The sequence below is a fragment of the Gymnodinialimonas sp. 202GB13-11 genome (genome assembly GCF_040932485.1).
Lineage (GTDB): Bacteria > Pseudomonadota > Alphaproteobacteria > Rhodobacterales > Rhodobacteraceae > Gymnodinialimonas > Gymnodinialimonas hymeniacidonis.
In genome coordinates this window covers 247,439-272,380 of sequence record NZ_JBFRBH010000001.1, presented here as the reverse complement: position 1 = coordinate 272,380, position 24,942 = coordinate 247,439, and the positions used below count along the sequence as shown (strand labels likewise).

30 protein-coding genes and 1 tRNA gene are annotated in these 24,942 nt (G+C 61.3%); 13 read left to right on the top strand and 18 right to left on the bottom strand.

All coding sequences use genetic code 11. From position 1 onward, the window contains the following. Positions 1-34: 34 nt before the first annotated feature. A complete protein-coding gene (locus V8J81_RS01375; RefSeq protein WP_368473962.1) occupies positions 35-1,051 on the bottom strand; it encodes a zinc-binding dehydrogenase in 1,017 nt (338 codons plus the stop codon). Between the two features lie 107 nt (positions 1,052-1,158). On the opposite strand from V8J81_RS01375, the gene pth reads away from it, so the two are divergent. The 3 genes from pth to V8J81_RS01360 are packed head-to-tail and all read left to right on the top strand — an operon-like array spanning position 1,159 to position 3,345. After that, positions 1,159-1,854: an aminoacyl-tRNA hydrolase gene (gene pth / locus V8J81_RS01370; RefSeq protein ID WP_368473961.1), complete on the top strand. Its 696-nt coding sequence runs from the start codon at positions 1,159-1,161 to the stop codon at positions 1,852-1,854. Next, the gene (locus tag V8J81_RS01365; protein ID WP_368473960.1) at positions 1,851-2,927 is read left to right on the top strand and encodes a DUF2332 domain-containing protein; all 1,077 of its coding nucleotides are present in this window, start codon (positions 1,851-1,853) and stop codon (positions 2,925-2,927) included. The genes pth and V8J81_RS01365 overlap by 4 nt, the downstream gene beginning before the upstream one ends. Positions 2,928-2,961: 34 nt before the next feature. Next, positions 2,962-3,345, top strand: coding sequence for a DUF2237 family protein (locus V8J81_RS01360; protein WP_368473959.1), 384 nt, complete (start codon positions 2,962-2,964; stop codon positions 3,343-3,345). A 12-nt stretch (positions 3,346-3,357) separates the two neighbouring features. On the opposite strand, the gene V8J81_RS01355 is transcribed toward V8J81_RS01360, so the two are convergent. The 8 genes from V8J81_RS01355 to V8J81_RS01320 all read right to left on the bottom strand — a co-directional run bounded on the left by V8J81_RS01355 (position 3,358) and on the right by V8J81_RS01320 (position 8,336). Continuing rightward, a complete protein-coding gene (locus V8J81_RS01355; RefSeq protein ID WP_368473958.1) occupies positions 3,358-4,515 on the bottom strand; it encodes a M20 aminoacylase family protein in 1,158 nt (385 codons plus the stop codon). Continuing rightward, positions 4,512-5,741 (bottom strand): tryptophan synthase subunit beta, encoded by a 1,230-nt coding sequence (gene trpB, locus V8J81_RS01350; RefSeq protein WP_368473957.1) that lies wholly within the window; start codon positions 5,739-5,741, stop codon positions 4,512-4,514. Before trpB ends, V8J81_RS01355 begins: the two co-directional genes overlap by 4 nt. Positions 5,742-5,856: 115 nt before the next feature. After that, the gene (locus V8J81_RS01345) at positions 5,857-6,501 is read right to left on the bottom strand and encodes a phosphoribosylanthranilate isomerase (protein ID WP_368473956.1); all 645 of its coding nucleotides are present in this window, start codon (positions 6,499-6,501) and stop codon (positions 5,857-5,859) included. Positions 6,502-6,504: 3 nt separating this feature from the next. Then, positions 6,505-6,873, bottom strand: a complete 369-nt coding sequence (locus V8J81_RS01340; RefSeq protein ID WP_368473955.1) for a LapA family protein — start codon at positions 6,871-6,873, stop codon at positions 6,505-6,507. A gap of 39 nt (positions 6,874-6,912) precedes the next feature. After that, positions 6,913-7,200, bottom strand: a complete 288-nt coding sequence (ihfB, locus tag V8J81_RS01335) for an integration host factor subunit beta (RefSeq protein WP_368473954.1) — start codon at positions 7,198-7,200, stop codon at positions 6,913-6,915. Between the two features lie 227 nt (positions 7,201-7,427). Further along, positions 7,428-7,504 (bottom strand) — tRNA-Arg (locus V8J81_RS01330). A gap of 56 nt (positions 7,505-7,560) precedes the next feature. After that, positions 7,561-8,019: a GNAT family N-acetyltransferase gene (locus V8J81_RS01325; RefSeq protein ID WP_368473953.1), complete on the bottom strand. Its 459-nt coding sequence runs from the start codon at positions 8,017-8,019 to the stop codon at positions 7,561-7,563. A 5-nt stretch (positions 8,020-8,024) separates the two neighbouring features. Next, entirely contained in the window at positions 8,025-8,336 is a 312-nt protein-coding gene (locus tag V8J81_RS01320; protein WP_368473952.1) for an ETC complex I subunit, read from the bottom strand. Positions 8,337-8,450: 114 nt separating this feature from the next. Here V8J81_RS01320 and V8J81_RS01315 point away from each other — a divergent pair, with 114 nt between their 5' ends. Further along, positions 8,451-9,686 (top strand): hypothetical protein, encoded by a 1,236-nt coding sequence (locus tag V8J81_RS01315; protein ID WP_368473951.1) that lies wholly within the window; start codon positions 8,451-8,453, stop codon positions 9,684-9,686. On the opposite strand, the gene V8J81_RS01310 is transcribed toward V8J81_RS01315, so the two are convergent. Continuing rightward, complete coding sequence (locus V8J81_RS01310) at positions 9,683-10,888, bottom strand: hypothetical protein (RefSeq protein WP_368473950.1); 1,206 nt, start codon at positions 10,886-10,888, stop codon at positions 9,683-9,685. The genes V8J81_RS01315 and V8J81_RS01310 overlap by 4 nt on opposite strands. A 305-nt stretch (positions 10,889-11,193) precedes the next feature. Between V8J81_RS01310 and uvrB the strand changes: the two genes are divergently transcribed. Further along, entirely contained in the window at positions 11,194-13,389 is a 2,196-nt protein-coding gene (gene uvrB, locus V8J81_RS01305) for an excinuclease ABC subunit UvrB (protein WP_368473949.1), read from the top strand. 87 nt (positions 13,390-13,476) lie between these two features. Continuing rightward, on the top strand, positions 13,477-14,604 hold the full coding sequence (locus tag V8J81_RS01300; RefSeq protein ID WP_368473948.1) for a hypothetical protein: 1,128 nt from the start codon (positions 13,477-13,479) through the stop codon (positions 14,602-14,604). A 45-nt stretch (positions 14,605-14,649) separates the two neighbouring features. Here the strand turns inward: V8J81_RS01300 and V8J81_RS01295 are convergent, their stop codons facing one another. Together V8J81_RS01295 and V8J81_RS01290 are read right to left on the bottom strand one after the other, a co-directional pair. Next, positions 14,650-15,144, bottom strand: coding sequence for an NYN domain-containing protein (locus V8J81_RS01295; RefSeq protein WP_368473947.1), 495 nt, complete (start codon positions 15,142-15,144; stop codon positions 14,650-14,652). 149 nt (positions 15,145-15,293) lie between these two features. After that, positions 15,294-15,647: an MmcQ/YjbR family DNA-binding protein gene (locus V8J81_RS01290; RefSeq protein WP_368473946.1), complete on the bottom strand. Its 354-nt coding sequence runs from the start codon at positions 15,645-15,647 to the stop codon at positions 15,294-15,296. An 80-nt stretch (positions 15,648-15,727) separates the two neighbouring features. Here V8J81_RS01290 and V8J81_RS01285 point away from each other — a divergent pair, with 80 nt between their 5' ends. The 3 genes from V8J81_RS01285 (at position 15,728) to V8J81_RS01275 (ending at position 17,164) form a co-directional block, all read left to right on the top strand. Further along, a complete protein-coding gene (locus tag V8J81_RS01285) occupies positions 15,728-16,162 on the top strand; it encodes a hypothetical protein (RefSeq protein WP_368473945.1) in 435 nt (144 codons plus the stop codon). 61 nt (positions 16,163-16,223) lie between these two features. Further along, positions 16,224-16,733 (top strand): hypothetical protein, encoded by a 510-nt coding sequence (locus V8J81_RS01280; RefSeq protein WP_368473944.1) that lies wholly within the window; start codon positions 16,224-16,226, stop codon positions 16,731-16,733. 194 nt (positions 16,734-16,927) lie between these two features. Continuing rightward, positions 16,928-17,164, top strand: a complete 237-nt coding sequence (locus V8J81_RS01275) for a hypothetical protein (protein WP_368473943.1) — start codon at positions 16,928-16,930, stop codon at positions 17,162-17,164. Between the two features lie 185 nt (positions 17,165-17,349). Here V8J81_RS01275 and V8J81_RS01270 read toward each other — a convergent pair whose 3' ends face one another. After that, a complete protein-coding gene (locus V8J81_RS01270) occupies positions 17,350-18,714 on the bottom strand; it encodes a polysaccharide biosynthesis/export family protein (RefSeq protein ID WP_368473942.1) in 1,365 nt (454 codons plus the stop codon). A gap of 175 nt (positions 18,715-18,889) precedes the next feature. Between V8J81_RS01270 and V8J81_RS01265 the strand changes: the two genes are divergently transcribed. After that, positions 18,890-19,624, top strand: a complete 735-nt coding sequence (locus tag V8J81_RS01265) for a metallophosphoesterase (protein ID WP_368473941.1) — start codon at positions 18,890-18,892, stop codon at positions 19,622-19,624. On the opposite strand, the gene V8J81_RS01260 is transcribed toward V8J81_RS01265, so the two are convergent. Next, the gene (locus V8J81_RS01260) at positions 19,621-20,280 is read right to left on the bottom strand and encodes a sugar transferase (RefSeq protein WP_368473940.1); all 660 of its coding nucleotides are present in this window, start codon (positions 20,278-20,280) and stop codon (positions 19,621-19,623) included. The two genes, V8J81_RS01265 and V8J81_RS01260, sit on opposite strands and share 4 nt — an antisense overlap. Before the next feature lie 111 nt (positions 20,281-20,391). Between V8J81_RS01260 and V8J81_RS01255 the strand changes: the two genes are divergently transcribed. Next, positions 20,392-21,552, top strand: a complete 1,161-nt coding sequence (locus V8J81_RS01255) for a DUF1972 domain-containing protein (RefSeq protein ID WP_368473939.1) — start codon at positions 20,392-20,394, stop codon at positions 21,550-21,552. On the opposite strand, the gene V8J81_RS01250 is transcribed toward V8J81_RS01255, so the two are convergent. The 4 genes from V8J81_RS01250 to V8J81_RS01235 form a co-directional block, all read right to left on the bottom strand. Further along, complete coding sequence (locus V8J81_RS01250; protein ID WP_368473938.1) at positions 21,489-21,731, bottom strand: TFIIB-type zinc ribbon-containing protein; 243 nt, start codon at positions 21,729-21,731, stop codon at positions 21,489-21,491. The two genes, V8J81_RS01255 and V8J81_RS01250, sit on opposite strands and share 64 nt — an antisense overlap. A gap of 75 nt (positions 21,732-21,806) precedes the next feature. Continuing rightward, positions 21,807-22,121, bottom strand: coding sequence for a DUF5665 domain-containing protein (locus V8J81_RS01245; protein ID WP_368473937.1), 315 nt, complete (start codon positions 22,119-22,121; stop codon positions 21,807-21,809). Between the two features lie 44 nt (positions 22,122-22,165). After that, complete coding sequence (locus V8J81_RS01240; protein WP_368473936.1) at positions 22,166-22,654, bottom strand: tRNA (cytidine(34)-2'-O)-methyltransferase; 489 nt, start codon at positions 22,652-22,654, stop codon at positions 22,166-22,168. Next, positions 22,647-23,483: a DUF6206 family protein gene (locus V8J81_RS01235; RefSeq protein WP_368473935.1), complete on the bottom strand. Its 837-nt coding sequence runs from the start codon at positions 23,481-23,483 to the stop codon at positions 22,647-22,649. Before V8J81_RS01235 ends, V8J81_RS01240 begins: the two co-directional genes overlap by 8 nt. Positions 23,484-23,693: 210 nt before the next feature. On the opposite strand from V8J81_RS01235, the gene V8J81_RS01230 reads away from it, so the two are divergent. Both V8J81_RS01230 and V8J81_RS01225 read left to right on the top strand, forming a co-directional pair. Further along, positions 23,694-24,419, top strand: coding sequence for a hypothetical protein (locus V8J81_RS01230; protein WP_368473934.1), 726 nt, complete (start codon positions 23,694-23,696; stop codon positions 24,417-24,419). Positions 24,420-24,459: 40 nt separating this feature from the next. After that, the gene (locus V8J81_RS01225) at positions 24,460-24,939 is read left to right on the top strand and encodes a pyridoxamine 5'-phosphate oxidase family protein (protein ID WP_368473933.1); all 480 of its coding nucleotides are present in this window, start codon (positions 24,460-24,462) and stop codon (positions 24,937-24,939) included. The last annotated feature ends 3 nt before the right edge of the window (positions 24,940-24,942 follow it).

Sequence of the window (24,942 nt, the reverse complement as noted above, 5' to 3'; positions counted from 1 at the left end):
CGATAAGGGGCAAGTTTGGCGAATTCTGGGCGCATCACAGACCAAGATCAAACGCCTCCGTCGAGATCAGCGTTTTGCCCGCGCTCATATCCGCCTCATACAGCCCCGGCGCATCTACGCCATCTTCCAGCGAGGCCACACGGGCGATCTTGGTCTCGGCAAAGCCCCCATCAAGGTTCTTCGTCACATCGCGGGTCAGCGACAGCATTTGCAGCAGGTTCTTCTGCGCCAGCCATTTCGACAGCCAAAAACCCCGAACGGTCAGCCCTTTGAAAATCATCGTTCCGGGATGCAGGCTCGCCGCCTTCCCGCTGAGCCCCCCATAAATCAGGATCTGCCCCTGCCCGCGCAGCGCCTCGGCCAGCCGGAACGTCAGCCCGCCGCCAACGGCATCAAACGCCATTTTGCAGCGCAAGTCCTTGCACAGGGCCGCAAGCTCGGCGTCGAACCCCTCCGTTGTCTCATTCAACACATACTGAGCGCCCTCGGCCTTCAACGCTTCAACCTGCGCCTCCTTCCGCACGATGTTGATGATCTTCACGCCCTTCTCTTTCGCCCGCCGCCGGATCATGCCGCCAAGCGCGCCCCCCGCCGCCGTCGAAATCGCGCAATTTAGCCGGGCGCGACGCACCTCATCGACCAAGGCAATCGCCGTCAGCGGGTTGACGAAACTGCTCGCTCCCGCTGCGAAGCTCAAACTGTCCGGCATCGCGACGCATTGCGTCGCTGGCACTACGGCATATTCCGCCCACAATCCTTGAGCGTTCGCCGCCGCAGCCACCCGCTCCCCATGGATGCGGTTCGCCAAATACCTGCCGCCCGAGGCCACAACCTCCCCCGCACCTTCCAGGCCGGGGATCAGCGGATAGGGCCAGCCGAGGCCATATTCGCCTTCCAACATCGCCAGATCGGACGGGTTGATGGGCGAAGCCGCCACCCGCAGCAGCACCTCGCCGCGTTTCGGCTCGGGCACCGGCACCTCTTCCAGCTTCAGGCCCTCACCCGCTCCATGCAGAACCAGCGCGCGCATCTGTTTGGGTATATCGCTCAAGAGTCTGCTCCGGTTCGGTGTTCCACAAGACCGTGCCACGCCGCCCGCGCCTTGGCAAACCGCCCCACGCCCAATATCACCATGGCCGAAACAAAAGGATCGCAGCCATGCAACTCTGGGTCGGTCTGGGCAACCCCGGCGCAAAATACGCAAAGAACCGCCACAACATCGGTTGGATGGCGCTGGACCGCATTGCCGAAGATCACAGCTTTGCGCCCTTCCGCTCGAAGTTTCAGGGCTCGTTAAGCGAGGGGAAGTTTGGGTCTGAGAAGGTCATGCTGCTCAAGCCCGAAACCTTCATGAATCTCTCCGGCCAGTCGGTGGGCGAAGCCATGCGCTTCTACAAACTCGACAGCACCGATGTGACCGTCTTCCATGATGAGATCGACCTTGCCCCTGCCAAGGTCCGCGGAAAAGCGGGCGGCGGTCATGCGGGCCACAATGGCCTGCGCTCCATCCACCAACATATCGGCCCCCACTACGATCGCGTTCGCCTTGGCGTGGGCCATCCCGGCCACAAGGATCGCGTGCCGGGCTATGTGCTGAGTGATTTTGCCAAGGCTGATCAAGAGTGGCTCGATGACGTGTTGCGCGGTGTCAGCGACGGCGCCCCTCGTCTGGCCGAGGGCGATGGTGGCAAGTTCCTCAACGCGGTGGCTTTACGCACCGCCCCGCCACGCTCGTCGAAATCCGAACCAAAGAAAAGCGCCCCGGTGGAGACCGACAAAGCGGTCGAGGAGGGGCCGAAAGACAAACCCGACGCCCGCAGTCCCTTGCAAAAGCTGGTGGACAAGTTCCGGTGAGCAACCGACTGCGCGAAGCCTTCGCCCGCCAGGGAGAGGTCACAGCCGCCCTCGGCTCCCCTTTCATGGCCCGCCTCATGCCGCTGATCGGCGCGCGTCTGACCGGTGCCACCGCCGTGGGAGCCCGCTGTCTGGCGTGGGAAGGCGATGTCAGCGCCGCCGGCCAATCCGTGCCCCTGCGCCTTGCCGGTGCATTGCATGGGTTGGTGATCGACGGAAGTGACGCCGGCCTGACCGCCGCCTATCCGCCGAACGACGTCTCTGACGACGTGCTGTGGCACGCGGTCGAGGCCGCGTTCCAAACCCATGAAGCATGGATCATGGCTTGGCTCGACCGGCCCCCGCAAACCAACGAGGTGCGGCGCGCGACGACCATCATCGCGGGCATCTGGTGGGCACTTGGCCAGACCGGCCCCATGCCCGTCACCCTGTCCGAACTTGGGGCAAGCGCCGGTCTCAACCTGTCGCTCGACCGCTTTGCCCTGTCGATGGGCCGCGGCCTGCACGGCGAGGTGCACAGCAAGGTACGGCTCATGCCGAAATGGGAGCGGCCCTTTTGCAAGCCGGTCCCCTTTGCCGTCACAGATCGCGCCGGAGTCGATCTGACGCCGCTCGATCCCCACGATCCTGAAGATCGCCTACGCCTTCTGGCCTATCTCTGGCCGGACCAGCCCGAACGTCTGACCCGTACCCATGCCGCGATAGACCTGGCCGATACGAAAGTCGACGAAGACGACGCCGCCCCCTGGCTCGCCCGCCGCCTGGCGCGCCCCTGGACCGGCCTGCACACCGTCTATACCACCATCGCCGCCCAGTATTTTCCGGACGCGACCCGCGCCGCCATCGCCACATCGCTCCAAGCAGCAGGACAAACAGCAAGCGCGCTATCCCCGCTGCTGCATCTGGCGATGGAAGCTGACGACGACACGCCCGGCGCAGGCCTTGTCGCCACGCTTTGGGCCGGTGGCATGCCCATCCAACACGACCTCGCCCGCGTGGATTTCCATGGCGCATGGATCGACTGGCGGGATGTGGCTTCCCCTTACCCCCGCTTTCCGCTACCCAAGACTTGAACGGCCGCCTGTATACCGCAGGAGGTACCAGACCATGGGCTTCAAGAAAGCCGAGTCCCTCAATGTATTTGGTGAGGCGCTCGAGACGTGCTCAACGGACCCCATGACGGGCTTTTTCCGCGATGGTGGCTGTGACACCTGCGCCGAAGATCGCGGATCGCACACAGTGTGCTGCGTGATGACGGCGGAATTCCTCGCCTTCTCGAAATATGTCGGTAACGACCTGTCGACGCCGCGCCCCGAATACAATTTCGCGGGCCTCAACCCAGGCGATGGGTGGTGCGTCTGTGCAAGCCGCTGGCTACAAGCCGCCGAGGAAGGGGCCGCCCCTCCCGTGAACCTCGCCGCCACCCACAAACGCGCGCTCGATGTCATTCCGATGGAGATGCTCGAAGCCCATGCCATGCAGCCGGGCTGACAGACCGCTTTGTCACGTTGAAGGCACAGCCAGCCTCTGGCGCACCAGTTCCACGAACCACGCAACACCGGGCACCAGAGCGTCGTCGTTGAAGTCATAGCCCGGATTGTGCAGTGGCGCGCTGTCGCCATTGCCGATCATCACAAACGCACCCGGTGCCAGCGCCAGGGCCTGCGCGAAATCCTCCGACGCGCCCATCTGTGCGGCCTTATCGTCCACATTCTCATCGCCGAACACGGCCCGAGCGGCAGCAACGGCATGGCCCGTGGCCTCCGCATCGTTGATCAACGGCACAAACACCCGCTCATAGCGCAGCTCTGCCGTGCATCCGTGAGCAGCCGTGACGCCCTCCGCGATACGGCGCATAGCATCTTCAATCCGTGCGCTCACCGCCGCGTTGAAATGCCGACAATCCCCCTCAATCCGCGCCGTGCTCGCAATCGCATTCTTGATGTTGTCGCCCTCGATCCCTGTGACCGAGACGACCGCCAGATCCGCCGGATCAAGGCTGCGCGCTACAATCGTCTGCAGCTGCCCCACAATGGCACAAGCCGCCACAATGGCGTCGCGGCATTCGTGTGGGCGCGAAGCATGGCCCCCCGTCCCCTGAACCTCGATCACAAAGCCATCCTCGGCCCCCATATAAGCGCCCGAGCGCGTCTCAAACCGCCCCACCGGCAGGCCCGGCATGTTGTGCAGCCCGTAGATTTCATCGAGCTTAATGCGCGATCCCAACCCGTCGCGGATCATCGCCTTCATGCCCTGCCCCCATTCCTCGGCCGGCTGAAAGACGAAATGCACCACCCCGTCAAAGCCGCCCTCACGGGCCAGAACAGCGGCCGCGCCCAACAGCATCGTGGTATGACCATCATGGCCGCAGGCATGCATCAACCCGGGCCGGGTGGAGGCATGGGACAGGTTCGTCGTCTCGTGAATGCGCAGGCAATCCATGTCTGCACGCAAAGCAATGGCGCGCTCCGATGATCCGGCGCGCAAAGTGGCGACAAGGCCAGTGCCGCCCACACCGGTCTCGATTTCGGTCAGACCGGCCTCGCGCAGCCGTGCTTCGACAAAACGGGCTGTCTCGACTTCCTCGAACCCGAACTCCGGGTGCTGGTGCAGATGTCGCCGCCAGCGCCGCAGATCAGGGTCGAGGTCCTCGGGCCTCACGCCTCGCTCATATCCCAGCCGAGCGCGCGCGCGACTGTGAAGATATCCTTATCCCCCCGCCCACACATGTTCATTACCAGCAGGTGGTCCTTGGGAAGCTCCGGCGCGATCTTGCAGACATGGGCCAGCGCGTGGGACGGCTCCAGCGCGGGGATGATGCCCTCCGTCTCACAGGATAACTGGAACGCCTCCAGCGCTTCCTTGTCAGTGATGGAGACATATTGCGCGCGGCCAATCTCGTGCAGCCAGGCATGTTCCGGGCCGATGCCGGGATAGTCGAGACCCGCGCTGATCGAGTGGCCCTCCAGAATCTGGCCATCCTCATCCTGCAACAGATATGTACGGTTGCCATGCAACACCCCGGGGCGCCCGCCGGTCAGGCTGGCGCAATGCTCCATCTTTTCGTTCACGCCATGGCCACCGGCCTCAACACCGATGATGTTGACGTCCTTGTCGTCAAGGAACGGGAAGAACAGACCCATCGCGTTCGATCCGCCGCCGATGGCCGCGATGATCGTGTCAGGCAAACGGCCCTCCGCCGCCATCATCTGCTCGCGGGTTTCCTTGCCGATGATCGCCTGAAAATCGCGCACCATCGCCGGATAGGGGTGCGGCCCTGCGACCGTGCCGATGCAGTAGAACGTGTCGCGCACATTAGTCACCCAGTCGCGCAAAGCATCGTTCATCGCATCCTTCAGCGTGCCGCGCCCGCTTGTCACCGGCACAACTTCGGCGCCGAGAAGCTTCATGCGGAACACGTTGGGCGCCTGGCGCTCTACATCCGTGGCGCCCATGTAGACCACGCATTTCAGGCCAAACTTGGCGCAGACCGTCGCCGTCGCCACACCATGCTGGCCCGCGCCGGTCTCGGCGATGATGCGGGTCTTGCCCATGCGCCGGGCGAGGATGATCTGCCCCAACACATTGTTGATCTTGTGGGCGCCAGTATGGTTCAGCTCATCTCGCTTGAGGTAGATCTTCGCACCGCCCAACCGCTCCGTCAGACGTTCGGCAAAGTAGAGCGGCGACGGGCGGCCAACGTAATGCGTCCACAGATCATGCATCTCGGCCCAGAAACTGTCGTCCGTCTTGGCGAACTCATACTGCTTTTCCAGCTCAAGGATCAGCGGCATCAGCGTCTCGGACACGAACCGCCCGCCGAAATCACCAAAACGGCCCTTTTCGTCGGGGCCGGTCATGAAGCTGTTCAAAAGATCGTCCGGCATGTCGTCACTCCCTGCGCTCGAAACGCGCCTCGTCTTCCATTGGTCTTAAATACTCTGGGGGGTCCGGGGGGCAAGGCCCCCCGGGCGGTCGGCGCGCAAAGCGCGGCGAAATCCCTCAGTTTTGCAAAGCTGCCGCGAAAGCCTGCATCAGGGCCGGATCTTTCACGCCTGGCGCGGATTCGACGCCAGAACTCAAATCCACTTGCCGCGCACCGGTCTGCGCGGTGGCCTCCGCCACATTCTCAGGCGTCAGACCCCCGGCCAGCATCCACGGCACCGTCCAGTATTTGCGCCCCTTAAGAAGGTCCCAATCAAACGCTGCCCCGTTGCCGCCGGGCAGGTCCGCGTCCTTGGGCGGTTTGGCATCTATCAATAGCTGGTCGGCCACCTCTGCATAGCGGTCGATGGCCTCCAAATCCGCAGCCTCACGAATACCAATCGCCTTCATCACTGGAAGGCCGTAGCGCGCGCGCACTTCCTCCACGCGTTCCGGCGCCTCGGTCCCGTGAAGTTGCAGCATGTCCAGCGGCACCTGATCCGTCAGGGCATCCAGAAATGCATCATCCGCATTCACGGTCAACGCCACCTTGGCGATCCCCGCCGGCACGTCGAGCGCCAAAGCTAGGGCCGTCTCCAACGAGACATTGCGCGGCGACTTCTCGAAAAACACAAACCCGACATAACGCGCTCCCGCGTCGACAGCGGCGGACACGTCAGAGGGGCGGCTCAGGCCGCAGAACTTGATCGCAATGTCAGCCATAGATCAGCGGGCAGCGTCGGCTTGGTCGAGGATGGCAAGAACATCGTCCTGCGTGTCCGAGGACTGCCCCTTCATCTTCGCGACTTCCTGGTTCAGCCGCTGCGCCTCACGTCGCTGGGTCTTGGCCTCGGCGCGGAAACGGTATTCGCGCAGCCATTCCCAAATGAAGCCGACGATGATTCCGATCAGCAGCGCACCGACCACAACAAAGATCAGCTGCGTTGTGTAGACGTTGGGAATTCCGATGGCATTGGCAAGCGCATCCGGCATCAAGCGCACTGTGACCGGCTCGTTGTTCGCCAGAAACAACAGAACCAGAGCGACCGCCACGATCACCAAGAACAGGATTTTCAGATACCGAAAGATTGCCATCTCACACCCCTAAGCCGAACCCGACCCAAGGTCGGTCGATCACCCGTCGTGACCGTTCAACCGATCGCGTAGCAGCTTCCCGGCCTTGAAGAAAGGCACATGCTTTTCTTCCACCGAAACGCTTTCGCCCGTCCGCGGGTTCCGACCCACACGGGCGTCCCGTTTCTTGACCGAAAACGCGCCGAAGCCACGCAATTCGACGCGATTGCCTTCGGCCAATGCGTCGATGATTTCTTCGAAGATCGCGTTGACGATCCGTTCCACGTCCCGCTGGTACAAATGCGGGTTTTCCTCGGACAGCTTTTGGATCAGCTCGGAGCGTATCATAGATCATCCCCATTGATCTTCGTCAGACATCGGGCATGCCCGATAGTCAGACACTATATGCACATCACGCGACGGTGAATACTCTAAAGCAGTCTAATTCGCCCGTCAGAAGCCGCCAAATCCCTGTTTCCAAGCGGGATTTCGCCCCTGATGCGGTAAAGTGCACCCTCGCATGCCGTCGAAACCCGGTTTCGCTCCATCCGATTCGGGCATTGAATGCGTGCACTTGGCGGGCCCAGAAGGACTCGAACCCTCAACCTGCCGATTAGAAGTCGGCTGCTCTATCCAGTTGAGCTATGGGCCCGCTGCGCCCTCGTTTAGCGGCTGGTACAGGGGGCGTCCATCATCTGCGTGCGCCGATCACAGGTTGCACGACATGAAGATGCTGGCGTCGCGCGCAACGTAATCTCCGAACGGCGCGCATTCGGTGAAACCGTGCCGCCGATAAAGCGCCCGCGCGGGGGCCGCATAATCATCCGACCGACCTGCTTCGAGGAACATGGTGTGATGCCCGGCCGTCCGCGCCGCCTCCATCAAATGCGCCAGAAGCGCCGATGCGACCCCCTTGCCTCGCGCCGCCTCGGAGGTGTGCATTGCTTTCAGCTCAACCGCACCCTGCCCCAATGCCTTCAACCCACCGATCGCCACGACCTGCCCGTCCAACCACGCGGCATACATAGCGACACCGATCTCGGCGACGGCGTCCGTGTCCAGCGAATGGCAATCGGCCTCGTCGTAATGAAGACGCCCGGTTTCATGATGGGTCTGGATCAGCACCGCAACCTGTGGATCGGACGGATCGGCGGGCCCAACGCGCACAGCGCTCAGTGCGTCCAGGCACCGCGCCGGCTGGTGGCGAAATTGTCACCATACCCGCCGGGGCGCACGTTCGGCTTGCGGACTTTGGGCTTTGTGACAACCGCCTCGATCCCGTGGTCCTTGGCGTAATCCTGCGCCGCCTCAAGGCTGTCGAACCGCAGGCGTACCTGGCTGTCCATATCCCCGGAGGAGGTCCACCCCATCAGCGGATCAATCGAACGCGCCTCAGCCGGGGCATATTCCAGCACCCATTGCTTCGTCTTCGCCTGACCCGACGACATGGCGGATTTTGCGGGTTTGTAGATGCGTGCGCGCATGGGCGAACCTCATGGATGGTCGTTGATGGCGTTATGGACAGGATCGCCGGATTTCGCAATTGTCGAAGCTGTCGCGGCTCCTACCTCAGCCGAGCAGCAGAAGGAGCGCGCCCAATGGAATTCGACCGCCGACTAGGGCTTGGCACGGACAGCGCCCATCTGATGATTTTCGACCCCACCCTAGTGGAACAGGCCCGCGAATGGCCAATTGCGTGGTACACCGAACCGGCCGTGTGGCAGGACCAAAGCGCCAAGGGACATTTGGCGGCGTGGTGCACCGGAAGCGATGGCGGTTTTGCACTTCGGCTCACAACTGGTGGGCTGACCGACGTGGAAAAGTCATTGGCCGGACCGTCTTGGACTTTCCTGCTGCGCTCAACCGGCCGGGTCATCGCCGACGGCGACTACCTCTTGCCCGCGGACCAGAATGCGCCGCGCCCGGCGGACGAGGCCGCTACCATCGACCTGCCCGAGGGGCTTTGGCAGGTCACCGTGACGGCCATCGAATGGACGGCCTCCGATCTGCCACAGGACGAGGCATCGAAGAAATTTGCCAACTACGTCGTGGCCTTTGCCCCAGCCGAGGATGCGCCCACACCCCAAATCGCCCAACGCCCGCCAGACCTGATTTGCCTTCGGGATGAAACGGCCCACGACGCGTTGCCCGCGCCAGTCACGGTCAAAGACAACCGCCCCGATATCTCGGGCCCGATCCCGGCTGGCCTGTCCAAGAATGTCGTTCCGCCGCGCGGCCACTTCACCTCAGAAGGCGAAAGCAACCTTTTGATGTCCATCACGCCGGAGGCGCGCGCCTTCGACGCCTTCCGGATGCCGTACTTCATCGGTGCCTCGCTAGAGATCGGGGCTATCGGCCAGATTTGCCGTTTCTCTGGAAGCGGCGGCGCGCCCGGCAGGCCGCCGCGCTTTACGCTAACGTCTCAATTCACCGCGAGGATCACGGCGATCGAGGGGCGATTGCACGAAGGCACTGTGATTCCTTTGAAGAAACGCTGGCTGTTCGGGTCTTCGCCACCGCCGCTGGGGGACTACTTGGCGCCGTTGTTGCAAGTGCGCGCCGAGTTCGTTGAACCCGACATGAAGCCCCCGCAGGATCTCCCTCTTGAGGCCTTTAAAGCAGCTCTTCTGGAGTCGCTGGACAGCGGTAGCCTTTCGGAGGCCCTTGGCAACGTCGCGGCTTATCACCGCCTCGTTCTAGCCGAGGTCGAAAGCTATCCTGCCCTTGCCACCTTCGCAGCACAGCACCTGCCAATGAATGCCAAAACGCGGGCGGATTTGTCAGCAAAGGATTTTGCGCCTAGGGTACACGCATTGATGGAGCATCTGCGCTAGGGCGTGATCTCGACCCGCACGCGCATCAAATCTCGGTCCAGATGGCCAGATCCAAAGTTCAGCCGCGTGAAATACAAGTATGCCTCCGCCCCGCTGGTATCGAAATTCTGTCCCGGCGCGTCATGGTCGATCAGCGTGGGGTACAGGTAGGTCGTCTCCGGCCCACCCGCCCGCCATGGCAGACGCACCTCTAGCAACGGCACGCGTGGCTCCCAATTCACCAGATCCTCGGACAGTGCGTAGTAAAAACCAAACGGGTTCGGATCGCGGGACGGATCAGACGTGGTACCCACCAAAATGAACCGGTCCAACTCCGTGTTCCAAGTGATCCCTTCGTACATCTGCGCAATCTCAGGCAACGCGATGGGCGTGCAGGTCGTCACACGCATCTCCTGCAGATCATCGCGGTACGGGTCGCCGAACCGCCCTTCGAACGCGGAGCCGTTCCAGTACCGCCATGAATCCGGGTCGCCCAACGTCTCCGTCCGCATCAGGCAGGTGTGCTGGTCGCCGAACGGATACGCCTGCACCTTGATGAAAGCGTAGTAGAATCCTTCCCGTTCGATGATGTTCGACGGGCTGAACGCGCCGAAAATGCCCTCGTCGGGGTGGTAGACCTCGGGGATATTGGCCACCAGATGATCGGGCGCGGGGATCACCCGCTCAAACGTCGCGCCCGCATCGTCTGACCGCGCATAGGTGATCGAGTTATACCAGCACTGGAAATACTCCGCGCTCCGACAGTCCGTGTAGCGGTTGCCCTGATGCTCATTGTGCAGCAACGCGTGAACCGTCTCCCCTTCGATCCACGTCGCCGCAATCCATTCGATGTTGGAAAACATATCCGGCGCGCTGTTGTGGGCGGAGGTCATGAGGACGTCACAGGACAGCGTCAGATTACCGAAATCCGGCCCGGTCATCCGCCGCGCGCTGTCATGGCTCAGGATCAGGCTGACCTGCCCCGCCCCATTGCGGAAGGCCCGCACCGGCAGATCGGGGATCTGGTAATCCTCGCATCGATCCGTCGTCCAATCGAAAACGGTCTCAATCTCGCCCGCAATCTGAACCGGTCCGTCCTGCGCATAGGCGCGCGGCGGGTCGGCATCTGCAAAGGCTGGAAGGGCAAGAAGAACGGTCGGGAGGAAAAGGCGCAAATCAATCATGCGCTGGTATTTACCACAGAACCACTTCGCTGCGGACATTCGAATTGTCCGGGAAGAGTTGGTTGCCAGCCCGGGCCGAGGGAGCGAGGGGTGGGTGGGTATCGGCCGAGGGCCGGCAACCGCTTCTGCTGCTTGCCCAATCTCGATACGCCTTTCGCGCCCGTTTCGCAAAGGAATAGAATCCACAATGCCCCTTATTTTGTTAACCTTTTCAGGCATCTATCCTTAAGAAAGGTTAACACAACACCTCCCCTCCTGACACACCGTTGTCAGGACGTGTCAGGGTGCCCTCTTGCAGCGCGCGCTTCAGGCTCCATTCTATGGTGCAACCGAAGGGGCCTGCGATGCACAACAATTCACCCGAAGCCATGCCCGATACCGGGGCATCCGTTGATGACATCCGCGCCCGCCTGAAGATGGAGGGCGGCAAGAAATTCGTCATGCAGTCCGAGTTTAGCCCCGCAGGCGACCAGCCCACGGCGATCAAGGAGCTCAGCCAGGGGGTGAATGACGGCGAGCAAGATCAGGTGTTGCTTGGGGCGACCGGCACCGGCAAGACCTTCACCATGGCCAAGGTGATCGAGGAAACCCAGCGCCCCGCCATCATCCTGGCCCCCAACAAGACGCTTGCCGCGCAGTTGTATGGCGAATTCAAAGGCTTCTTCCCCGACAACGCCGTCGAGTATTTCGTTTCCTACTACGATTACTACCAGCCCGAGGCCTATGTCGCCCGCTCCGACACCTACATCGAGAAAGAAAGCCAGATTAACGAACAGATCGACCGGATGCGCCATTCTGCCACCCGGGCGCTTTTGGAACGCGACGACGTCATCATCGTCGCCTCCGTCTCCTGTATCTACGGTATCGGCAGCGTTGAAACCTACGGCGCTATGACTCAAGACCTCTTCGCTGGCCGCGAGTACAACCAACGCAAGGTCATCGCCGATCTCGTCGCTCAACAATACCGCCGCAACGACCAAGCCTTCCAACGCGGCGCCTTCCGCGTCCGCGGCGACTCGCTTGAGATTTGGCCCGCCCACCTCGAAGACCGCGCTTGGAAGCTCTCCTTCTTCGGCGAGGAACTCGAATCCATCACCGAACTGGACCCCCTCACCGGCGAAAAAACCGACACGTTCGAAAAAATCCGCATCTACGCGAACTCCCACTACGTGACCCCGCGCCCGACGATGCAGCAGGCGATGAAGGGCATCAAAGCGGAGCTTCAGATGCGCCTCGACCAACTGGTGGGCGAGGGCAAACTGCTGGAGGCCCAACGCCTTGAGCAACGCACCAACTTCGATCTCGAAATGCTTGAGGCCACCGGCGTCTGCAACGGCATCGAAAACTATTCCCGCTACCTCACTGGCCGCGCTCCCGGTGAGCCGCCCCCCACCCTTTTCGAATACATCCCCGACAATGCCATCGTCTTCGCCGACGAATCCCACGTCTCCGTCCCTCAGATCGGCGGCATGTACCGGGGCGACTACCGGCGCAAATTCACGCTGGCCGAACACGGCTTCCGCCTGCCCTCCTGCATGGACAACCGCCCCCTCAAGTTCGAGGAATGGGACGCCATGCGCCCGCAATCCGTCTTCGTCTCCGCCACCCCCGCCGATTGGGAGCTGGAGCGCGCGGGGGGTGTCTTCACCGAACAGGTCATCCGCCCTACGGGCCTTCTCGACCCCCAGGTCGAAATCCGCCCGGTGGAGATGCAGGTCGACGACCTCCTCGACGAAATCCGCAAGACCGCCGCCAACGGTTTCCGCGTGCTGGCCACCGTGCTCACCAAACGCATGGCCGAAGACCTGACCGAATACCTGCACGAACAGGGCATCCGCGTGCGCTACATGCACTCCGACATCGACACGCTGGAACGCATCGAAATCCTCCGCGACCTCCGCCTCGGCGCTTTCGATGTGCTGGTCGGCATCAACCTCCTGCGCGAGGGCCTCGACATCCCCGAATGCGGGCTGGTGGCCATCCTCGACGCCGATAAGGAGGGCTTCCTGCGCTCCGAGACCTCGCTGATCCAAACCATCGGCCGCGCCGCGCGCAACGCCGAGGGCAAGGTCATCATGTATGCCGACAAGATCACCGGCTCCATGGAACGCGCCATGCGCGAAACCGACCGCCGCCGCGAAAAGCAGATGGCCTATAACGAGGAACACGGGATCACGCCCGAGACGGTCAAAAAGAACGTCGAGGACATCCTGCTCGGCACCTATCAGGGCGACGTCGACATGAATCGCGTGACGGCGAAGGTTGAGAAGCCCTTGGTCGGCGCGAACCTTCAGGCACATCTAGACGGCTTGCGCGAGAAGATGCGGAAGGCGGCGGAGAACCTCGAGTTCGAAGAAGCCGCCCGGTTGCGGGACGAGGTGAAGCGGCTGGAAACGGTGGAATTGGCCGTGGCAGACGATCCTTTGGCGCGTCAGGCGGCGGTGGAAGCTGCTGTGGAGGACTCGCAGAAGGCGTCCGGGCGGTCCACGGCGGGAAGGCCGGGGCAGCGGGGCGGGAATGTGAAGCGGCGGAAGCGGTAGGTTTCAAGAAATCTACCTTTTGCTGCCATCCCCATGCCCGAATTCACGCGTTTCCTGAGGGGAACGGGTAAATTAAGGGCCAATTCCATGAAGTGGGACCTTTTCGTCAGCGATATCTTCGCGCGCATTATCGGCATTGTCGGACTTGTCGCCGCGATGCCGTGGATCGTCTATTGCTTCACTCAAGTGAAGTTCTCTGGCCTGCCGGTTGAGACCAATTTCGCAATCGGGATTTCGTCTTTCCTCGTGATCCTTTCGCTTCTATTCCTGTTGCCCAATGTCCACGACAAGTTCGTCAGGATCACGCGCCCGGGCCTCCTCAGGTTCCTGATCGTCATCGTTGCACTGGCGTGGGTGATCGTTGCCGTCTTCGGGCTGCGTGACCAATATCTGCTGTCCCGAATGCTCGATGCACCGCCGCTCACCACCTATGTCATTGCGGCTGCAGCGGGTCTGCTCTGCCTTGGCTACCTCCTTCTGGTTGCGCCCTTTGGGCTGGCCTGGCGCGAGCCGCGGCGTGAGCACGCGTTGAGGATGGAGCAACGGGCGATCCAAGCAGCGGCAGAACAAAGCCGCCGCATGTATGCAGTCCAGTCAGAGGCTGCGATGCAACAACCGGCTCATCCGGGTCCAAATGCAATCGCATGGCGCAAGACTGATTTTCTGGATGTCCTGTTGATGCTGCCGTTCATGGCGCTCTTGATCGCCACGCTATACGGCATGAAGTTCAGCCGGACCGCCAGCCTGCCAGATTGGAACGCGTTTGGCCAAAGTAACTGGATTGCCGGATCTGCCGTTGTGTTTGTGGTGGTCATCCTTCCGATGCTTCTGGGCAGCATTTTCCGGGCACCCGTCCGCAATTTCATGCGCCCGGACAGCAGGCCGCCCCATCCGGTTGTGCGCTTTGCCGTTGGTATTCCGATGGCAATTGCGGTGTATTTTGGTGCCGTTTGGTACGGCGTTCCCTCCACGGCTCACTATGTCGTCGATACTTCGCTGGCTACGCTGACCTATGAGGTCGAACGCATTTCCACTTCAAGGCGCTCACGCGGATGCGCCACACTGGTCCCAACAAATGCACCTGATGCGTCCGTGAGTGTGTGCAATGTCTCGGGTACATTGGTCCGCGACTTGCGCCCCGGCGAGATCATCGAAGTCACAGGCCCGCTCAGCGCCTATGGCCACACCTTCGAACAAGTGCGGATCGTGCGATAACGGCGGTAGAGCTTTATGCGAAGGCTAAGCCGGGCCGCGGCCGGCTCACGCCCCCTCAAGCCAAAGCACACCATCCCGGTAGCCGCCCCGCATCAAATGCCCCGTCTCCCGCACCTCGGGGAACTGCTCCGCCCAATCGCGGAACCGGTCATTTGTAACAACCTGTCCTCCCATATCCCGCGCGGCAGCCAAGATCGTCGGGTCCGCTGGTTGCCCCTTCGGCACCACAAGCACGCGATCTGTGGGGAGGTTCAGCAGTTTGGCAAAGTGCCGGTCGTCGAGATAGTGATCGGCCAGCTTATAGCCCGCATTCGCGTCAAAGATAATGCCGGGCGCATAGCCCTCAGCCTGCAACCGCGCGATGACTTCTTTCACGGTGGTCAGGCTTGCGACCTCACCGTTCCAGTGCATGACGTTCGAGCCGTCGATGACCACAGGACGACCCCGGGGCCTGCGTCGGCGGAGTAGCAAGACAAGCAGTAGCCCAACCATGCAGAGGCCGGAAAGGGTGAGAACGGTACTGTCAGAAAGGGGCTCCATGGGCATGCTCCGGTGGGCCAGCGTGGCGGGGTAATGGCTGACCCTCAGCGGCGCTCTGTTAGCGCAGATTCCGTCAAAAAAGACTTAAGAAAAACGTCATTGTGTATACTTTTCAGATGCTTGACCCCTTTGTGCAACCTTGCACACCCTCACACTCCCAACTCGGCCCGCAGCTTCTTGGTCAGCTTGCCCACCGCCATATCGTAGCTCGCCTCGATATGCTCCCTCAGCGAGGCCTCCGACATCGCGCCAGCCTCATAGACCTGAACCCACTTCATCCCCCGCGATGCCAGATACGGCGCGGGCCGAATGCCGGGTTGTTCCGGCAGCACCTCGAACGCCACATCGCCCACCTTGAACGTGAACGCGTCTTCGCCGTCGTTCCAACCACACAGCGCAAAGACCTTGCCGCCAACCTTCCACACATCCGCATTGCCCCACTGAACCACATGGGACGTGGCTTTCATGCTGCCGCAAAAGGCATTGAATTCGTCGCGTGTCATCCCTCAACCCTCGCGCAGGCAGCCCTACGCCGCAAGCCTTCCCACTGGCCGGCGGCGCAATCCTCGCTATCTTCTGCTCCATGAAAATCGTCCTGACCGCCGCCCTGTTGCTTGCCGCCACACCGTCCTTGGCATGGGAGGCTGGCGTTGAGGGCACCCTCTGTACCCTGACCCACGCCGAAGACGGCATCGACGTGCGACTTACGTTCGACCCGTCCGGCCCGCTCTACACCATCACCCTCACAACCCCGGAGCCCTGGCCCGAGGAAAGCCGGTTCGGCATGGCCTTCTACGGCCCGCAACCCAACATGATCATGACCGATGCGCATGAATTGTCCGAGGATAGGCGTTCGATCACGGTATCAGACCGTGGTTTCGGCAATGTCCTCGACGGGCTGCAATTCAATGAAGGGGCAACTGGGTTCACCGGACTAGCGGTCGCAGCAATGTCACTTGAAGGCGCCGCACCTGCAGTTGAGGCGTTCAGAGCCTGCGGTGAAACACCGTCAGTTTAAGGCAATCCCGTAACTGATTGTTAACCTGACCCGGGCCAGAGTTTGATCCATGCCGAATGACATGTCCCCCAGTCCCACCCGCAAAACCACTCCCGAAGCGCTCTTGGGTCGCGCCGATAGGTACGTCCGCCGCGCAGAGACCCTTTCAGCTTCCCCTCACCTGACACAGGATGAGGCCCGAGGCGCGCTTGAGCATCTGGCGCAAATGCAGGAGGCGCTGGCTAAGGAACGTCGTTTGGCGGAGTCCAGCACTATGCCTTTGCGATCCGCTGAACAAAGGCTGCTCGCTGCGCGTTCAGAATTGTCGGAGGCCATGCTGCACGCCCATCCGTCCGATACGCATATCGGGCTCGTCCCGCACGGACCGGCCGAGATCGGCGATATGGCGTTGCAGCCTGCCTCCATCTGTCGATCGATGGTCGATCTGGAGGCCTTGCGCCCTTTTTTGAGCGACGCGGCGCTCGAAGATGCAATTGTAAGGAGGAGCCGCGCAACCGGGCGCGCAGATGTCACCGGTGTCGCTTACGCCGCATTACCCGAGTCGGCCCATCTGGTTTGCACCCTCCTCTAACCCCCACAATGCCCCATTCGTCTGGCATTCTCAGTTGCCCGAAAACGCGACTTAAGGTGGGAAAAGTAGCGATTTGACGCCATAAACGCCCGCCAACGAAGTTCAAACGTTGATCCCCACGTCACGCGGGGGTAACGTTATTGGGAAGTTTTCAGCCGGTGGGGGCATTCTGTCGCCGGCATATGGAGGAACCCATGAAGAATATTATGCTTTCCATCGCCGCAATCGTCGGCCTGTCAACATCGGCATTCGCACAAGGCATCGAGCCTGTGGTCACACCTGAGACCGATCTTGAGGTGACTGTCGGATCCCAATCCTCGTGCGATGTTGTGAACAGCGGCATCCCGTGTGAAGCGATCGTCGGTGTGGCTGCAGCGGCAGTTGCAATCGCCATCATCGCATCCGGCGATGAGAGCGACGGCACAAACTAATCGGTGCTTCCTTCGGGAAGTAATGAGATCAAAACAAAACCCGCTCGGAGAGATCCGCGCGGGTTTTTCATTGGCGCTTGAGTAAGACAGAGGCGTGAAGAAAAAGCTGTCTCTACGCCGAAACACTATCCACTACTGGCTGCATAGCTGCGCAGGCAGGGCTTAAAAGAAGCCCCGCCCGCATGTCAGTTCACTGCATTTGCACCTAGGCCGATGATCGACGGGGTGATCTGTTCGATAACGCGGTTCCATCGCGTTACCGGCTGCTCCGCCACAAAAATCACGTCACCGGGCCGCAGTTCCATGCGGGTCGCCATAACAAGGTTGGCGGCGTTCGATCCGTCGAGGCGATAAGCCGTCACAGCGCTCACATAGGCCGAGCTGTCTTGGGCCCGCAGTAGATAGATCTGCGACGGGTTGCCGGTGCTTTCACTCCACCCGCCAGCGTCGAACAGGGCATCGGCCAAGACGGCGCGGTTTTCGAAAGGCAAGGCAAAGCGTCCGGGTTCCCCGACTTCGCCGGCAATATAGACGTATTCCTGACCCTCTGCCCCAAGCTCCAGCCGGTCGCGGAAGTTCTGGCGGCTTTCCTCCAACGCGCCGCGGCGGATCGAAACCTCGGTCGCAAGCTGGTTGATTGCGTCGGCCCGAGCAGCCCGGTTGAATTCGGCGCGTGCGATGACTTCCTCGAAGTATGCTTGGGCCTGCTCAAAATCGTAGGCGGTGTCGACAAACAAGCTGTCTCCGTCCTGAAGGCGCAAACGCTGCAGACCTTGATCGGAATAGAGCTCAGAGGTCGGGATTTGGTAGAGCGTGCCGTCGCGATAAATACGAATGACGGCAAAATCGTCCGCGTCGAGGGATAGGCCCCCAACCGAGGCGAGAACCTGATCAAGGTAGACCGGCGTCATGCCAACCGGCACAACGCCAGGGTTGCGAACTGCGCCGCCGACGGAAACGCGCTGGGAGTTGAACTCGGCCACTTCAAGGCTGAACGAGGGGTCGATACGCGCCTCAAGCAGGCGCTCAAACACCGCATCTTCGGCTTGGGCCAGGGTCAGGCCAGCCACCATGATGCGCCCCACATCCGGAATGGCGATATCGCCATTGTCTTGCACCGTATAGCCTTGGCGCTGGTTTTGGGCCGCCACCAAGCCGGCCAGTTCTTCGGCCGTGGACTCGCCGCGCGGTGTGGCAAACAGCAACACGTCGCCAACGCCAATTTGATAAGGGCCGGGGTTCACGCTGGGTGGAACACGGACTTCAAGCGCGCCGGGGCGCGATTGCGGATCGAACACGGGATCAGGCAAACGTTCTGCCCCACGTGGTCCGCCACCGCCGCCGGCAATACGCGAAAAGGCGAGCGGCAGGCTTTGTGGCGTGTATGGGCTGCGGTTCGCATGCGCGATTGTAGCGGGGGACAGTTCAACAACCTGCACACCATCCGCACCGGCAGCCGCGGAAATATCGGACGAGATATAGGCCGATCCACATGCCGCCAGCGACAGCATGGCAATCCCCGCAACGACACTTCGCAACGATACGTTCATATTACCCCCTTCAGCCCGCAGCGGGCCCACCAACGACTCGGTGTTTCCGGCATTTTAGCCGCATCCGAAAGCGAGTGCCGAGGGTGCAGGCGGTTTCGGCGAAAAAACTCTGGGCAGATGCAAAGCGGTCACGCACGGGTTAGGCAGGGGGTCGACGAGTGGGGAAGGACGAATCATGGCGCGGTGGCAGGCTCCGGCACCTGAGGGTTTGGTTTATGTGATTGGCGATGTGCATGGGTGCGTCGACAAACTGGAAGCTCTGTTGGAGCAGGTCGACGATGACATGGCCCGGACGGGGCCTGGGAAGGTCGTTTTTGTGGGCGATTACATCGACCGTGGGGAGGGTAATGCCGAGGTTTTGGCATTCGTTTCGCAGATCACGTCTGCCCATCCCGACCAGCTTTACGGGCTGATGGGAAACCATGAACGCATGGCACTGGATTTTTTGGCTGACCCGACCGGGCCGGCCAAACGGTGGCTGCGTTATGGTGGGTTGCAGACAATGGCAAGCTTTGGCGTGGGCAACGGGTTGACCACGGATACACGCAACACCGGCGGCTTGCTTGATGCTGCAGGGGATCTGATGGAAGCGATGGGATCCGATCTTGTCGATTGGATGGGTGCGCTCCCGCTGAGTTGGTCGTCGGGCACGCTGTGGGTGGTTCATGCTGGCGCTGACCCGGTGGTTCCGATGGATGCGCAGCCATCGAAATCGTTGCTGTGGGGCAATGGCGATTTCCTGAAGGTGGAGCGGTCCGACGGGCAATGGGTCGCGTTTGGTCACCAGCCATTTGAGGCCCCATTCGCGCAGGACGGGCGCATCGCTTGCGATACAGGCGCGGTTTATGGGGGCAATTTGACAGCCGCACGGATCGACCCGGAGGGCGAGGTCACATTCATTACCGCCTAATCGCCGCGTGCGAGCAGGATGGATAGAATGGTGCGCCACGTGATCCACAGATCCAGAGCGAAATTGGCACGCGCGATATAGTCGAGATCCGCGCGCACCTTGGCGCGTGTGGCCTCAATCCCAACCGCATATCCAAGGGTGATTTGCGCATAACCGCTTATACCAGGCTTAACGGTTAGGCGTGCGCGATATTCGGGGACGTCTTGCAAGTAAGTTTGCGCGTGCACCGCGCAATCTGGGCGTGGGCCAATCAAGCTCATCTCACCGCGCAGGATGTTGATGGCTTGGGGAAGTTCGTCCAACCCCGTGCGGCGCAGAAGGCGGCCGAGGCGTGAGACCCGCGCATATTCCACTGGGTCTAACGGCCCGCGTTGAGGCCCGATCGCGCGCATTGTTCGGAATTTGATGGCGTGGAAGATTTGGCCATTTCGGCCCATCCGAGCCTGTTGGAAGAGGAGCGGGCCGGGGTTGAACACAGGGTTCAGCAGCAAGAGGAGCCCGGCCAGAACAGCTACTAGTGGCAGCATCATGACTGCACCCAGAATGTCCGCGACTGCCTTGCAGCGCCAGAACAGAGGTGAGCCGCCGGTGCGTAGCGTCCGCGATGAAGGATGACGCACCACCGTGTGGCGATCAAAGTCCGGAACCAATGTCATGTCTGCCCCCAAGGCACTGAACCCGGACTTCGATCCGGCGCAGACGCATTCAACCTCTTATTCATAAAGATCGGCTTAATTGCTGTTGGTCGGAGAGACGGAGGCGCCGGGGTGCCCACCCAGCAGAAGCATATTGCCATCCTTGGTACGGTCGGTGTGCCGGCTTGCTATGGCGGCTTTGAGACGTTGGCCGAACAGTTGGTGCGTTACCATGCCTCTGCCGGGCGGTCTGAGCGATTGTCAGTTGCGTGCAGCGCGCCTGCTTTTGAGGCGCACCCGTCGCACTTTGAGGGTGCCGAACTTTCCTACCTGCCCCTTCATGCCAATGGCGCGGCCAGCGTGCCGTATGACATCGCAAGCCTGATACAGGCGAAACAAGCCGGTGCGGATGTGGCGCTGATGCTTGGCGTGTCCGGTGCGCTGGCCTTGCCAATTCTCGGCCAAGGGAACATGCGGATCATCGTGCATGTGGATGGTCAGGAATGGCGGCGACAGAAATGGTCTCCCCCCGTGCGGCGGTTTCTAAAGCTATGTGAGGGGCTGGCAGTGCGCCATGCCGACGCGATCATAGCCGACAACCCGGCTGTCGCTGAAGACCTGTGGAAGCGCTACGGGCGGCGGGCCGATATTTTGACCTATGGTGGGGATCAGGCGGTCAACGTCGCGGACGCGCCATTGCCGAAAGGTCTGCCGCAGGACTATGCGCTGGCCGTTTGCCGGATTGAGCCCGAGAACAATATCGAGATGATCTTGCAGGCATGTGTGAGGTCCAGAATGCCCCTGATCTGCGTCGGAAATTGGGACAACAGCCGCTACGGACGTGAGCTGCGGGCCAGGTATGTGCACCATCCGGACCTGTACCTGCTCGATCCAATATACGCCCCCGCTACGCTACAAACCTTACGGCGTCGGGCGTATCTGTACCTGCACGGGCATTCAGCAGGTGGCACCAACCCGTCCTTGGTCGAGATGATGCATGTGGGCAAGCCGATCTATGCCTTCGATTGCGTTTTCAATCGCCACACCACTTTCAACGAAGCAGAGTATTTCTCGGATGCCAAAGGCCTCGCGCAAATCCTGCAAACGTCACCCCCCGCGGCCATGGGGCCGCGCCTGAAAACATTGGCGCAACACCACTACGCGTGGTCCCAAATCGGGGCACAGTATTTTGACCTTATCGAACGGGTCGCCCAAGCACCCCGAAACACTCAAAAATCGAAGATATCGTCAAGGAAGGATCCGCGCCGCTTCTTCTTCCTGCCGCGATCATAGTCGCGGTCATGGTCCTCGCGCGGAGCCGCCTGAGGTGCTGCGGCAGGCACGGAGCGTTCGATGATCTTGTCGAGCTCACCACGATCAAGCCAGACGCCCCGGCAGGTCGGGCAATAGTCGATCTCGACCCCCTGCCGATCTGACATCACAAGTTGTGTTCCATCGACGGGGCATTGCATCGGCATCTCCTACGCTTTGACTTTGGGGACTACAAAAGATGTAGGCACCAAACCCACGCCCGCAATGCCAGTGCGTCAGTTTCCGTTGCTGATCGCCTCTTCGATGCGCTGTGCGATTTGGGCAGACCATTCGCCGATGATCGGAATGAATTCGATTTGGCTGAGCGCCCATACCGCGAGAGACAGCAAGAGCGTGGCGCCGACCACCGTTCCAAGGCCCACCGCCATGCCTACGGCAAAGCGGAACAGCAGGATGCGCAGGATGGATTGGTGGATCACAAACATCCGGCTTTCGCGTAGAAAGGTCAGCTCCTTGCGCAGTTCGCGCACTTCGCCTGCCAGATCCGGTGCGTCGTCCTGGCTGTTTGGTGCGTCTTCAGTATTGCTCACGTCTTGCCCCTTTGTTGCACCGACACCCTAGCACTCTGTGCGGGTCATTCCAGATACCGCCGCATTGCCTGATAGATAACAGCCGTCGCGGCGTTGGCGAGGTTAAGGGATCGGATATGGGGCGACGTCATGGGCAGGAAGAAGGTGCGGTCCCCGCGTCCTTCAAGAACCTCAGGCGGCAATCCCTTGGTCTCCTTCCCGAAGACGAGATAGGCGTCGGGCGGATAGTCAGGCGCATAGACCGACCCGCCTGCCCCATCATCCTCAAACAGGAAAAGCCGGTCTTCCGTCGGCGCACGATCCGTCACGAAATCGGCCCAACTGTCATATTCGGTCAGCCGCACATGTTTCCAATAATCCAGACCTGCACGGCGCACCGACTTTTCGGACAGGTCGAAACCGAGCGGGTGGATTAGGATCAATTCCAGATCCAACGCAACGCAAGTGCGCCCGATCGTGCCTGTATTTCCGGGGATTTCAGGGTGGACGAGCACGACCTTCATGTCGGCCCCACCTGTGGCACTCTCAGGCATGGGGGCGGTCGCGCCCTCCGAGGCCCGGCCAGCGGCGGGCGACCTGACCTTCGCGCTGAGCCGCGCGCATCAGATGAGCATTAACATCGTCACGCCAAGGTGCTTCCAGCCGCGTGCTCGCAAAGCGTTCGGCCCATTCTGAGATGGCGTCCGCATCCTGTGGGCGGAGCTTGAAGGCTCCATCAATAAGCGTGGTGATGGACCCGGCTGGGGTATACCATCGGTTCTGAATATCGCGTATGCGACCCGGCAGCACTTTCCCAAGGCCCCGGATCAGCCCGGAGTCCGCAAAACGTTGGATCAATTGGCCAACCTCATCGCGGTTGTAGGAGATCAGCGGTGGGAAGGTTTCCAGAAAGATCGGCCCGTCTTCGTCCATGGCAAACCGGTCCAACGGGGTGTGGAACCCGATGCGTTCAGGGCGTTGGGCCACGCGCCGCCAGAATTCCGCCACGTCTGTAGCGACACGATCCAGAAGGCCAATCGCGGCTTGCGTTCCGGCCTGGCGAACGAGGCGGGGCAACATGGCATCTTCGGGAAGGGCAGTTTGCACGATAACGGGGCGTTGAACGCCAGCCTCTTCAATCAGGCGCAATTTCGTGTCTGGCACCCGGATGCCGGCAAGGCGGAGGCAATCGACATAGGCGTCATGGCGGCGGGCCAAAGCTTCCTGCACATCCAGATCGCGACCACCGCGATAGGCCGTGAGGATGTGCCCGGACAAGGGACCGGTCAGAGGCCGCATGGGCAGCCCGTAATCTCTCGGTTTCATCTGGATTGTGCCCGCATCTGCCATCGCAGCGCGGATCCACCCGGTTAACTCAGTCACTCATCACCCAAAATCAGAGTCCAAAAACAAAACAGCATAAGGGGGATCCACCCGAAGGCGGCGATTGATCTGAAATGCAGAAATGCAGCAAAGCCATTTCGGCGATTCCCCCCAGAATCTCTTGTGGCGTGACAACAACATGACGGCTGGCTCGCGGACCGGGCAAGCCGCGTTAGGGTTTTGTTAACTCTGTGCGGGCCAAAACTCCCCATGCGTTGCTCAAGCGTCACGGTTTGGGGTCTTTGCGCCGCGGCCACCCTCTGGGGTGCGCCCGCGATGGCCGGGCCGTGGGCGCGCGAGGCGGGGGATCTGTTCATCTCCCTCCAAATCTCGGTAGAGGAGGAACCCGCGCACCTGATGGAAGGGTTATGGGAGCCAGAGACCTACACCAGCCTCTATGCCGAATACGGCTTTGGGCGCAGCTTCACCATCGGGGCCGATCTTGGCGGCGGTGAGGTCAGCCAGATGGGCGTGGCCTTCCTGCGCTACACGCTGACGCCGCCTGATGCGACTTGGCAATGGGCAGTGGATGCGGGCCTTGGCGCGCGGCGGATTGATGATGGTCCGGTGCACGGATTGGTCCGGTTTGGCGCGTCTGTTGGCCGGGGTTTTGGCGAAAGCGACGGGGCCTGGCCCATCCCGATCCGCCATGAAGGCGGCTGGGTCGCGCTGGATACGGCACTGATCTACGACGTCGAGCTGGAAGATGTGATCTGGCAGGCTGAAGGCACGCTTGGCTTCTCGCTGAGTGATCGCGCCACCGCCATCGTCTCGCTGAAGGCTGAGGAATGGCCGGGGGCGGACATGATCGTCACCGTCTCGCCGTCCTTCGCGTTTGACATCCTACCGGACACCACCGTGCGCCTTGGCGCGCGGGGCGCGTTGGAGGGCAGCACGAACGTGGGCCTGTTCCTATCGCTTTGGCACACGTTCTGACGGCCTCGCATGCAGGCTGTTGGGCTGCTAGTCTGGCCCCATGCCTGACAAAAAAATCGACCCCATTCGCCCCACAGACGACGAGGCCCGCGCACTGGCCCGAAGCCTGATTGCCGAGGCCCGCTATGCCGCATTGGCCGTGACCGACCCGGAGACGGGCACGCCCATGGTCACGCGGATCGCACTGGTGCCGGGGTCAGACGGCATTCCACTTAGCCTGATCTCGACGCTGTCGTCGCATACGCACGCGCTGGCGGCCTCCGCTGCGTGTTCTTTGCTGATCGGAGAGCCGGGCCCAAAGGGCGATCCGCTGACCCATCCGCGGCTGACACTACAGGCAATCTCCGAACGCGCGGACAAAGCCTCGCTGAAGGAACACTACCTTTCGCTCTACCCCAAGGCACAGCTTTACTACGATTTCGGTGACTTCCAGCTGACCCGATTTACCCCCATGGGCGGGCTTTTGAATGGCGGGTTCGGCAAGGCGTTCAAGCTGACGCCGGGCGACATTGTGGCCTGAGGG